Consider the following 11,355-nt stretch of genomic DNA (forward strand, 5'->3'; position numbering starts at 1 on the left):
ACCGCACTCTCCGTAACCTTTTACCGAGCATACACTGCCTCTGTAATACCATCCTCTAATGACAAGGAGTTGACCATTTCATGCCTTTGATCCGCAAAAGCAGAGCCATCCCCAAGAAGGTCATTCGTCTGCCGAAAAGTGCAGGAATCAGCCGGAAAAGGGTCATGGCGATCTACCGTCGTCATGTTTCAAAGCTTCGCGCTACCAAGGCACCGATCCGTATCACCCAAAGACGTCAAGTCATCGGTACCGACAATACCTGGTTCAACGCACAAACCATCGAACGTAATCCGGCTTGGATAGCAGTGAATAATGCCAGCTATGTATGGAGCTCACGCGATCTGACAAACCAAGCTGCCGTCATTTCCACCAGATTCCGGATAGAGAACGAGCGCACGATCCGGAGAGCGAGATTGTTTTTATCGGTAGATAATTATGCCGTCGTTCTCATCAACGGCAGAATCGTCCTGTATGATGCACCGCAGAATACCCCTGAATTCTTCACGCAAGGACGCACATTTGACATACGTCCCTTCCTGCGAAGAGTAGGTATTAACGACATCGTTATCGTTGCCTTCAACTTTGGCGGACCGCGGTCATCGCAGAACCCTGCCGGCGTAGCGGCAAGGCTTAACATCCGTTTAGCCCGCTGATCTAACCTAATAGGCTGTCCTGAGGGCAGCCTATTTCTGCGTTTGCTGACATTCGTTTTTCCTCATGCCATATTGGACTTACTACATATGCTTGCAGGATGATCTTCTCTAACCTTGATTGAGGCTTCCTCCCCCTCCCCCCAAAAAATAGAATGGTTCTGGTAAAGCGATGTGAACGGACCTAATACCTTCATTCAGGGATTGGTTCTTAATTTCTCACCGCCTTTCGGCACTGGTTTGTATCCGTTTACAAATAATAATATATTCTCTCTGTACAAATTCTCCAACAGGGCATTTTATAGTTTGAGCAATGGCATTTTTAAGGCTTTTGGGAAAAATAAGGAACGGCGGATCCGTACATTTTCTTATAACATCAGAATTTTTAAGTTTTGAGCGGAGCTCAAGAATTCTGATGTTTCAAAAAAAGCATCCCCTTTAGCACGAATGTACTTCTCTGATAGGGCTTCGTTAGGTGCTTTTCTTAAAAATCACCTTGTTAAGTCTAAAAAACACCGGATTGAATGCTGTTATTTCCTTGGGTAAAGTATTTGTATGCATGCATCAATCAGTCAATCAACGGATCCGGATCAGGAATCGATGGGACAACTCTATAAACCAATAGGGTGTGACTAATGGTGTAACAGGGGAAGGGAGGGTTGCCTGGGCTGGTGAGCTGGAAGGAGTGGGGAAAATGCTTTATATCTTAAAAATGACATGGCAAGAAACTTAAAAACGCCTGATTGAGCAATGCTAATCCCGATAGTATAGTATTTGTAAGCGAATACAACAATGAGTCGCATGGGGGGAGTCACTTGGAAAAAGTCGTAAATCATCAGATGAAAGTGGTTGCGAAAGGAAAGAAATTGGACAAGGCTGCTAAACATCGGATGAGCGTATTGTGGCCGCTATATATTATGGCCGTTCCGGGCATCCTGTTTCTTATCACGTTCAAGTACATTCCTCTTGTAGGAACTGTAATCGCATTCAAAGAGTATTCCGTATTCAAAGGGATGCTTGATAGCCCATGGGTGGGGCTTCGGCACTTTCAATCACTGATCCAACATCCGGATTTTATCCGAATCTTCGGTAACACGCTGATGTTGGGCTTTCTCAAAATCGCACTGGTATTTCCCGTTCCGGTCTTACTCGCGCTAATGATCAACGAGGTCCGGAAATCAGCGTTAAGGAAAGGAATCCAAACGGCGCTCTATATCCCGCACTTTTTGTCCTGGGTCATCATTGCCGGCATCGTCTTCGATTTCTTCTCTCTAAGCGGATTGTTCAATGTGGTGATTGGGTGGTTTGGTTATGATCCGGTGCTTGTCATGCAAGAAAGCGATTACTTTCGTATGGTCTATATCGTTACAGCCATATGGAGGGATGCAGGATGGGGAACTGTAGTCTATATGGCTGCCATCAGCTCAATCGATCCGCAGCTATATGAGTCGGCGATGATGGATGGCGCCTCCAAGTTTAAACAACTGCTTCACATTACTTTGCCGCTCCTCTTGCCTACAGTGTTGGTACTGTTCTTGCTTGAGATCGGAAATTTCATGGAGCTGGGCTTTGATCACGTGTATAATTTGTTGACACCGATGACATACAGTGTCGGGGATATTCTGGATACGTATGTATTCCGGACGGGAATCCAGCAAGCGCAATACAGCTTTGCTACTGCGGTCGGCTTGTTCCAATCCATCATCGGATTTGTTCTGGTATACATTTTCAACAGGCTGTCAAGAAAAGTGTCTGATGGGGGGCTTTGGTAACCATGTCTGAATCCAGAGGAGAAAAGGTATTTGTATCGGGGATTACAGTCGTTCTTGTTCTTCTGTCCCTTTTTGCCATCATTCCGCTTTTGTCTGTCCTCTCCACTTCGTTCAGTTCGAAGAAAGACGTAGATTTGAATCTGGTGACAATCTGGCCAAGAGGCTTCACGTTCGACTCCTGGGAGTATATCATTTATCGTCCCGACCTGTGGAAGGCGTTCTTCCTCACCTTGGGCTCGACACTGATCGGCACGGTATTGGCATTGCTGATTACCGCATTGCTCGCTTACCCGCTTTCCAAGTCGGAGTTCCGCTGGGGCCCGGTGGTTATGGTCGGAGTAGTCATCGCCATGGTTTTCAAAGCACCGCTCGTGCCCTATTTCCTGACGGTTCGAGGTATCGGACTTTATAACAATCCATTGGTCTTGATCCTGCCCCATATACTGAATCCGTTCAACCTGATCATCATGAGGACCTTCTTCAAGCAATTTTCCAAAGAGCTGGAGGAAGCGGCTTTCATCGAGGGCTGCGGGTACTTCCGAATGCTGTTCCAATTCGTGCTCCCGCTGTCCAAGGCGGTATTGGCCACCTTGGCCTTGTTCTACGGCGTTGTCATATGGAATCAATTCCAGACACCACTGCTTTTCTTGCAAAATCCGGAGCTGTTCCCGTTACAGATCAAAATCCGGCAGTTTATCACCGACGACAGTGTGATTATGGCACTTGTTCCTTCCAAGCTCGACGTCAATTATAACGAACGAACATTAAGAGCAGCCACCGTCATTTTCGCGATTGTTCCTGTCATTGCGGTATATCCGTTCTTGCAGAAGTATTTTGTCAAGGGAGCCATGGTTGGATCCGTTAAAGGTTAAAATGATAATGGTTTTATGGCGTATAGCCTGAAACATATGGATAATGAAATTAAAGGGGGAAATGGAATGAAAGTTAAAAAAATGGGTGCGCTCTCGGTAGCGGTATCGCTTGCATTATCGGTCGTTGCCGGCTGTTCCGGCAAAACGGAGTCGCCTGCACCTTCAGCATCTTCGTCTCAGGACCCGGGCATGACGAATGAAATCGTCGATATTGAAGTATGGAGAGAAAACAACGGCTATTTACCGACCACTAAGGGCAGCAAGCTATATGAATTCTATAAGGAGAAGCTGGGCGTCGGAGTCCTCCATCCCTATGTGGAATGGAACGGAGGTACCACCTACCTGAACCAGTTAAACCTGAAAATCGCAGCCAACGAAATGCCGGATCTATTCGCGCCTTGGAACGGTATCGAATCGAGCCTGGCCAAGAATGGCGCTATTGCCGATCTGACTGAGCTATTACCGAAGTATGCGCCGAATGTATGGGAATCCATTCCTAAGGACGTATGGGATATCGTCAAGGCTAACGACCCTACCGGTCAGGGCAAAATTTACTATATACCCGGTGTGCTGGATTATGGAAGATACTCGGGTATGATCCGAAAAGACTGGCTCGACAAGCTGGGTCTACAGATGCCCAAGACTCAGGACGAATTTGTCAAGGTATTGGAGGCGTTCCGGGACAAGGACCCGAATGGCAACGGCCAAAAGGATGAGGTGCCGACCGGAGGAAGAGAGCAGGCGCGCTGGATGGACCATCTATTCGCCATGTACGGCGTCGCCATGTTCGAAGGAATTCCGGAGTGGGATCTATACGACGGCAAGCTGACTTATTCCGCGGTGACACCGAATATGAAAGCTGCCCTGGAGTTTATCGCCAAGCTCTACAAAGACGGATTATTGGACAAAGAGACACTGCTGAACAACAAACAGAAGTGGGACGGAAAGGTTGAAGGGAATAAGGCAGGACTTTATTTTCACTGGGCGGAAACCACGAATGATCGTCTGGAGAACATGAATAAGAATACCGGAGTGAAGGCTGATTACTCGGCGCTCCCCTTGCCTGAAGTCCCTGGATTTAAAGGGTTCTATACCTGGAAGCGGTTAACTCCACCGGCTTGGGTTGTTAAGAACAACAAGGATCAGAAGAAGCTGATGGCTACCTTGAAGCTGCTGAACAACGCGTATGACAAGAAGAATTGGACTACGTTATTTCTGGGAGTAGAAGGAATGCACTACACCATGAAAGACGGCAAAGGCATTAGGCTTCCGGATGATAAGAGCACCCAGGAGAACATGATTTTCGAGCCGTATAAAAACCTGGCTACTCTTGATTTCATGACCTCACAGATTAAAAACACATCAACGGAAGACAGAAAATGGGCTACGGATCAAACCATCCGTAATATGACGGAGGCCCAGAAGTACGCCAAGATCATAGCCGGCGACGGTATGCCTGCAAGCGTCTACGAAGGCTTCACGGATATCAACAACCGTACGCTTTTTGTGGAATATGCCTCCAAGATTATCGTCGGTCAATATCCGATCAGCAAATTCGATGAATTTGTAGAGAAATGGAATAAGTCGGGCGGCGAAGAGGTTACAAAACGCGCGAGAGAATGGTATGCGAAAGTGAAAAAATAACGAATTCGCGGAGTCAAGCAATCATAGAGAAGGCATGTTGTCTCGGCAACGTGCCTACTTTTTTACCTTGGAAGGAGACAACATGACAATCTCAATCTCACTAATGTTCCCAGATCGTTCAGCGAAGATTACGTTCGCCATTGGCAGATTGCAAGCCGCTATAGAGAATTTGGGAAAGAGCCGGTCGGTTCTTGAAGAACAGCGCCCGAGTGTGAATCATATCATCATCCATATTGGCGACAAGGGGGCGGCGGAAGGCTCATTCGGCTTGACCGCCGATAGATCGGTCGGGGCGGAGGGCTTTGAAATACGCCGTTCGCCGTATGAAGGAAATCCGGCGCTTTACATTTTGGCCCGCGACGAGTCCGGCGCTATGTATGGCGTGCTGGAGGTCGCGGAGCAGCTTAGGATACACGGTGATCTGGAAAGTATCTCCGAGTGCATCGTTAATCCCGGATTTTCATTCCGCGCCGTGAAGTTCAATCTACCTTGGTCAACCTACCGGAGGAACGAATGCTTTGAACTACAAAAGGAAACGGTCCGTGATCTTGCCTTTTGGCAGGCCTTTATGGACATGATGGCGGAAAACCGCTACAATGTGCTGACTTTGTGGTGCCTTCATCCGTTCCCTTACATGATTAAGCCTACGAATTTTCCTAAAGCAACTCCTTTTACAGATGAGGAGCTAGCCGATTGGAAGCGGTTTTGGACGTCTCTGTTCCAAATGGCTCATGACCGCGGGATTGAAACGTACTTGGTGAACTGGAATATTTTCGTTTCGGAATCGTTTCGGGAGCATTATGACCCTAGTGCTGTCAGCGACGAAACGTTCTATCATCACGGAGATTATTATTCTACCGACCAAATCAAGCAGTATACCCGCGAGTGCGTGACGCAGCTGATTGACGAATACCCTGGTTTAACCGGCTTCGGTATCTCCGTAGGCGAAAGAATGAATGGAATGACGCCTCAACTGCGGCAGGATTGGATAGAAGATGTCTATTATGAAGGGATGAAAGCAGCCGGTCGGCCCATTAAGTTTATTCATCGGGCGCCCTTTTCAGTGGATCCTTCCATAACAAGAGCCTCAATTGAAAATAATCAAGGTTTGCCGGAGCCGGTATGGGTGGAAGTAAAATTCAATTGGTCCCACGCGTATTCTTCAACGAAGCTGCTCATGACGCACGGAGGCTCTGAAGGCATGGAAGGATATTGGGAACCGGAGCCACAAAATTACAAAATTACGTGGATGGTCCGTAACGAGGATTTTTTCACGCTGCGCTGGGCCCAGCCGGATTTTATCAGAAGACATCTGTCGGAAAACGGTCAAGATTATGTGGGCGGATATTACATCGGATCCGAATGTTTTATTCCTGCTGTCGATTATTCCCACGCGCCGGACAGTCCGCACATTCAATGGACATACGCTTTTGAAAAGCACTGGTTGTATTACATGCTGTGGGGAAGACTGCTGTATGATCCCATGACCTCCGATAAGGTGTTTGCGAACGCAATAGCAAATCGGTACGGCAAATCCATCGGTTATCCGCTACTTGAGGCATTTTCGTCGGTTTGCAAAATGCCGATGGCGCTCGCTTCGTTTATCTCCTTCTCATGGGATTTCACCTTGTATACGGAAGGTTTTTTGTCGACCGATAAATCGGAGTACAATTCCGGGCAAGCTTTTATTTCACTAGAGGATTTGCTAAGCAGCGAAACATTGGATCCCGACTATTTATCCATCCGCAGGTATGTCGACCATATTACCGATAATAAGTCGGTTGAAGGCTACGTGACACCGCTTCAGCTGGCGGATACTTTGGAGAATGATGCCCGGCTAGGGCTAGGTGTGCTTGCTTCGATTGCCGACGGTTCTCCAGCACTGTGCTGTGAGATGGGGGATATCGAGGCTTGGGCCCATTTGGGGCTTTATTTCGCCGCGAAGCTCCGTGCCGGTGTGTGCTTTGAATTTTACGTGAGGACCGGCGAGGAAGCGGAACGGCAAAAAGCCTTACAGTGGCTGGAGCAGCCAAACGCCGTAAAACACTGGGATGATCTGATTCGTGTTACCAATTCCCATTACGTGGAGCAGCCGCTTTTGCACCTGGGGAAAACACCGTTCTCGTGGGAGCTGTTCCGTCCGCAGGTGCTTGAGGATATCGAATTTGTCAATGCTTCGCTTCTATTGGATAAACCGTTATAAGGAGAGGGAGTTCGTATTGAAAATTAAGAGCATAGAAACATTTAGTACCCAAACGATTTGCATTACCCGTGTCCGCACGGACGACGGCTGCGAGGGTATCGGACAGATTGCCCCTTATCATGCCAATATTTCCGCACTGGTTCTGCATCAGCAGATCGCCCCTCTGGCGCTCGGGAAGGATGCTGACCCAATTGCCGAGCTTGTGGAGGCTATTGTTACCCACGAGCATAAATTCCCCGGATCTTATGTGTGCCGTGCTGTCGGCGGACTCGATACCGCGCTGTGGGACCTTAAAGGAAAGCGCCTCGGGAAAAGCGTATGCGAGCTGCTTGGCGGAACAATCGGGGATATCGAGGTATACGGCTCAAGCATGCGGCGCGATATCATGCCGGAAGAGGAGGGAGAGCGCCTGAAGCGGCTTCAGGATAAGCATGGCTTTCGTGCCTTTAAGTTCCGAATTGCCAATAAATTCGGAAACGACGTTGACGTTTATCCGGGCCGTACGGAGCAGATCGTGCCTGCGGTGCGCCGTGCGCTTGGTGACGATACGCTGCTGTATGTTGATGCTAACAGCGGCTTTACCCCCGCTCGTGCCATTGAGGTGGGCCGCATGCTTGAACAATACGGGGTGGTGCACTACGAGGAACCGTGTCCGTATCCGCAGCTTGAATGGACCAAGCAGGTTACCGATGCTCTCAAGCTGAATGTAACGGGCGGGGAGCAGGATACGGACCTGGCGCAGTTCCAGCGGATGATCAACATGCATGCTGTCGATATCGTTCAACCCGATATTTGTTACATCGGTGGACTCAGCAGGGCAATTGAGGTTGCGCGTATGGCTCAGGAGGCCGGAATGACGTGTACTCCGCATGCGGCTAATTTATCAATGGTAACGATTTTTACGATGCACATGTGCGGAGCGATCCCGAACCGAGGTTCATTTATGGAGTTCAGCATCGAATCTAATGATTGGACGAAGGACTTGTTTATGGAGGATTTCGCAGTGAGGGACGGCAAAATCTCCATTCCTGACGGCCCTGGCTGGGGGATTACCGTACGGCCGAAATGGCTTGAGAAAGCGGATTATCGAATTAGCGAACTTAGGAGGAATTAGCTTATGGCATGGTGGGAACAGAAGCCTCTTCGGCTGATACAGACAAATTTAAGAGAGATTGATGCGAGGCTCGATATCGATGAGTATATAGCCAGTCTTGAGGAGTTTTCGGCAAACGTTCTGCTGTTTAACGTAGGAGGAATCGTGGCCAACTACCCCTCCGCGCTTGAATTCCATTATGTCAATCCGAATTTGAAGGGCGATTTTGTCGGGCAGGTGATTGAACGCGTTCACGAACGGGGGATGAAGTTTATAGCCCGCTTTGATTTCAGCCGGTTGAATGAACAATGCGCTTTGCCGAATCCGGATTGGCTGTATCGGAGTATTGAGGGGAAAATCGTGAATTACAACGGTCAGGTGCACACTTGTATCAATGGCTTTTACCAACAAGAATATTCGCTTGACATCTTGCGGGAAGTGGCTGAAAGGTATCCCATTGACGGAATATTTTTCAATATGCACGGTTATGTTACGCATGACTACAGCTACAATTATTACGGAATTTGCCAATGCGGCAGCTGCCGGAAGCGGTTTTTGGAATACACAGGCCATGAACGGCTCCCTCTTCAAGAGGATCCGAACGATCCGGTGTTCCGGGATTATGAGAAGTTCCGTACCGAAACGGTAAGGGAGCTGTTTCTCAGACGGGTAGAGGTAGTTAAGAGCATCAATCCGCATATCGCAATATGCAACTATACGCATTCGGGTACCGACATCTTCCGCAAGGAATCCAACACGGGGATGAATCGCCCTTTACCGGAATGGAATTATTCGGCTACGGAAAATGTGCGCACGGTTCGGGGCACTTGGGACGGAATGGCCGTAAGTAATTCCGCGGTTCACTTTGTTGATTATGCTATGCGTCATACTGCGGTTTCTCCCCATTTAACCGGACTCCGGCTGGTACAAAATCTGGTAAACGGGGGAGGGCTTGACTACTATGTGATCGGCACGCTCATTAATCAGGATGACCGGCTTTGCTTCGATCTCGTGAAGGATATTTACCGCTTCCATCAAAAACACGAGGACTATTATTCGAATCTCACCTCCCTAGCGGAGATTTGTCTGGTTGTTCCAGAAAGCAGCAGTATGTATGGAAGCAAAAATGAATTAAAGGGCATCATGAGAATTTTCGCGGAAAACCACGTGCAATATGATCTATTGCATGATAGCATGCTGCAATCGCCGCAGATTGACGAGAAGCTCCGCCGATACAAGCTCTTGATCCTTGCCGACCAGCGAAGTATGAGCGATGAAGCCGTGCAAGCGGTTGATCGTTTCGTAGAAGGAGGAGGTAAACTCCTTGCAACCGGATTTACCTCCACCTGCGACCTCAAAGGTCATCCGATGGGACGCATCCGCCTGCAAAGCATCGGGGCCAGGGAGTTTGTCCTTAAACCCCAGACACAGGGGGCCTACTTCCGAATTCGTGAAACCGACAAGACGATTCTTAAACATTTCGAACAAATTGATCTTGTTTACTTATATGGAGAAGCTTTGGAATGCAAGCTTGGGGAAGGGGCAGCCGGATTCCTTGGACTGATTCCTTCCTGTATGTTCGGACCGCCGGAGAAATGTTACATCACCGAGGAGACAGACACAGCCGGTCTGATTCATAACCGCTATGGGAAAGGGGAATCCGCCTATATACCATGGGGAATAGGTGCGCACTATGAAAAGCTGAGCAATCACGGCCATGCCCGACTCTTGATGGCAGCGATACGGGATGTGCTCAGCCACCGGGAATCGCTTCAAGTTACCGCTTCACCGCTCGTGGAAATATGCCTCTATCAGGGTCCTTCGCGTCGCCTTGTAAGTGCCGTGAATGGTTCCGGCCAGCTGGGAACAGCCTTCCACGCACCGATTCCGATTCGCGACATCCGCTTCACCCTTCGGGCTGATTCCGAACCATCCCGTGTGTATAGGTTGCGCCGCTCCGGGGATATTCCTTTCGTGTACAGCAATGGACAACTATCGTTTCATCTGGATGAGCTGGACCTGTTTGAGACGGTTGTGGTCGAGGATTAAAACTTCAATATGCTTTAGGAGGATAAACCATGAGGGACATTCGGGTTGTGCTTACAACCGTTAACTATAAAGAGGAGCATTATCAGAGATTAGCCCAAGCCTTTGAACCGGCAACGCTCATCCGCCTGCGCAGCGATGATCACGAAGGCATAGCGCAAGCGCTTGAGGTCGCGGATGCGGCAGTGCTTGCAGGTGATATCCTTGACGAACGATTCCTACAGGCACCGCTGCTACGCTGGATTCACTGCGATCATGCCGGATTAAACAGGAGCGCCCGGCCTGAGCTGTTCGAGCGGGGACTGCTTGTCACGAGCTCAGCGGGGCGGTCGTCTCCGGCGTTGGCGGAGCATGCGCTATTTTTTATGCTGGCGCTGGCCTATCAATACCCGCGGTTCCTTGACGCTCAACGGGCACACCAATGGGGAGTACCCGGTCAGAACGAGCTGCGGGGATTGTACGGAAGAACGGTCGGCATCATCGGCATGGGCAATACCGGCACCGAGCTGGCTGTACGGGCCAAAGCCATGGGCATGCGAGTACTCGGTTATCGCCGGAGCAGCGCTCCTCCGCCTCCGGGAGTCGACAGGCTCTTGTGCGGCAGCAACGGTGATTCGCTTGACGAGCTGCTTGCCGAGAGCGATTTTATCGTGCTTGCCGTGCCTTTGAGCAATGCAACGCATCACTTGATCGGCCGCCGGGAGCTGGCGCTGATGAAGAGTTCCGCTTGCATTGTCAACATGGCTCGCGGGGCTGTCATGGATGAAGCAGCATTGGCAGAGGCTCTCTATGCGGGGCAGATCGGCGGAGCCGGGCTCGACACCTTTACACAGGAACCGCTGCCTTCGGACAGCCCGCTCTGGGATGCGCCCAATACGCTGATTACACCGCATACCACACCGCAGGTCCCCGACCGAACCGGCCGTTCCATCGACATTATTGCTGAGAATGTAAGACGCTATCGAGCCGGGGAGCCAATGCTCAACGAATTACGCCCTGACGATGTATACACACGGGAATCGCGTGGAAGCTGATCAAAGGCCTTGGAGGTGTGTAATGTACGATCAAATATATT

8 protein-coding genes are annotated in these 11,355 nt (G+C 49.6%); all 8 read left to right on the forward strand.

Annotated features, from left to right (window positions below; genetic code table 11):
• Positions 1–80: 80 nt before the first annotated feature.
• The 8 genes from RAC89_RS29435 to RAC89_RS29470 all read left to right on the forward strand — a co-directional run bounded on the left by RAC89_RS29435 (position 81) and on the right by RAC89_RS29470 (position 11,314).
• The gene (locus tag RAC89_RS29435) at positions 81–653 is read left to right on the forward strand and encodes a hypothetical protein (RefSeq protein ID WP_306617227.1); all 573 of its coding nucleotides are present in this window, start codon (positions 81–83) and stop codon (positions 651–653) included.
• Positions 654–1,465: 812 nt separating this feature from the next.
• Positions 1,466–2,422: an ABC transporter permease gene (locus RAC89_RS29440; RefSeq protein ID WP_306617228.1), complete on the forward strand. Its 957-nt coding sequence runs from the start codon at positions 1,466–1,468 to the stop codon at positions 2,420–2,422.
• A gap of 2 nt (positions 2,423–2,424) precedes the next feature.
• The gene (locus RAC89_RS29445) at positions 2,425–3,294 is read left to right on the forward strand and encodes a carbohydrate ABC transporter permease (protein ID WP_306617229.1); all 870 of its coding nucleotides are present in this window, start codon (positions 2,425–2,427) and stop codon (positions 3,292–3,294) included.
• Positions 3,295–3,360: 66 nt separating this feature from the next.
• Entirely contained in the window at positions 3,361–4,938 is a 1,578-nt protein-coding gene (locus tag RAC89_RS29450; RefSeq protein WP_306617230.1) for a type 2 periplasmic-binding domain-containing protein, read from the forward strand.
• An 82-nt stretch (positions 4,939–5,020) separates the two neighbouring features.
• Positions 5,021–7,141: a hypothetical protein gene (locus RAC89_RS29455; protein ID WP_306617231.1), complete on the forward strand. Its 2,121-nt coding sequence runs from the start codon at positions 5,021–5,023 to the stop codon at positions 7,139–7,141.
• Between the two features lie 16 nt (positions 7,142–7,157).
• Positions 7,158–8,255 carry a mandelate racemase/muconate lactonizing enzyme family protein gene (locus RAC89_RS29460; RefSeq protein WP_306617232.1) on the forward strand — a complete coding sequence of 366 codons (1,098 nt, stop codon included), beginning with the start codon at positions 7,158–7,160 and terminating at the stop codon, positions 8,253–8,255.
• 3 nt (positions 8,256–8,258) lie between these two features.
• On the forward strand, positions 8,259–10,283 hold the full coding sequence (locus tag RAC89_RS29465; RefSeq protein ID WP_306617233.1) for an alpha-amylase family protein: 2,025 nt from the start codon (positions 8,259–8,261) through the stop codon (positions 10,281–10,283).
• Between the two features lie 29 nt (positions 10,284–10,312).
• Positions 10,313–11,314 carry a D-2-hydroxyacid dehydrogenase gene (locus RAC89_RS29470; RefSeq protein ID WP_306617234.1) on the forward strand — a complete coding sequence of 334 codons (1,002 nt, stop codon included), beginning with the start codon at positions 10,313–10,315 and terminating at the stop codon, positions 11,312–11,314.
• Positions 11,315–11,355: the final 41 nt, after the last annotated feature.

The sequence above is a fragment of the Paenibacillus sp. GD4 genome (assembly GCF_030846225.1).
GTDB lineage: Bacteria > Bacillota > Bacilli > Paenibacillales > NBRC-103111 > Paenibacillus_G > Paenibacillus_G silviterrae.

Excerpts from the sequence above, each read along its gene's own strand:
- RAC89_RS29435 (WP_306617227.1), top strand. The coding sequence starts at position 81 with ATGCCTTTGATCCGCAAAAGCAGAGCCATCCCCAAGAAGGTCATTCGT.
- RAC89_RS29445 (WP_306617229.1), top strand. The coding sequence starts at position 2,425 with ATGTCTGAATCCAGAGGAGAAAAGGTATTTGTATCGGGGATTACAGTC.
- RAC89_RS29450 (WP_306617230.1), top strand. The coding sequence starts at position 3,361 with ATGAAAGTTAAAAAAATGGGTGCGCTCTCGGTAGCGGTATCGCTTGCA.
- RAC89_RS29455 (WP_306617231.1), top strand. The coding sequence starts at position 5,021 with ATGACAATCTCAATCTCACTAATGTTCCCAGATCGTTCAGCGAAGATT.
- RAC89_RS29465 (WP_306617233.1), top strand. The coding sequence starts at position 8,259 with ATGGCATGGTGGGAACAGAAGCCTCTTCGGCTGATACAGACAAATTTA.
- RAC89_RS29470 (WP_306617234.1), top strand. The coding sequence starts at position 10,313 with ATGAGGGACATTCGGGTTGTGCTTACAACCGTTAACTATAAAGAGGAG.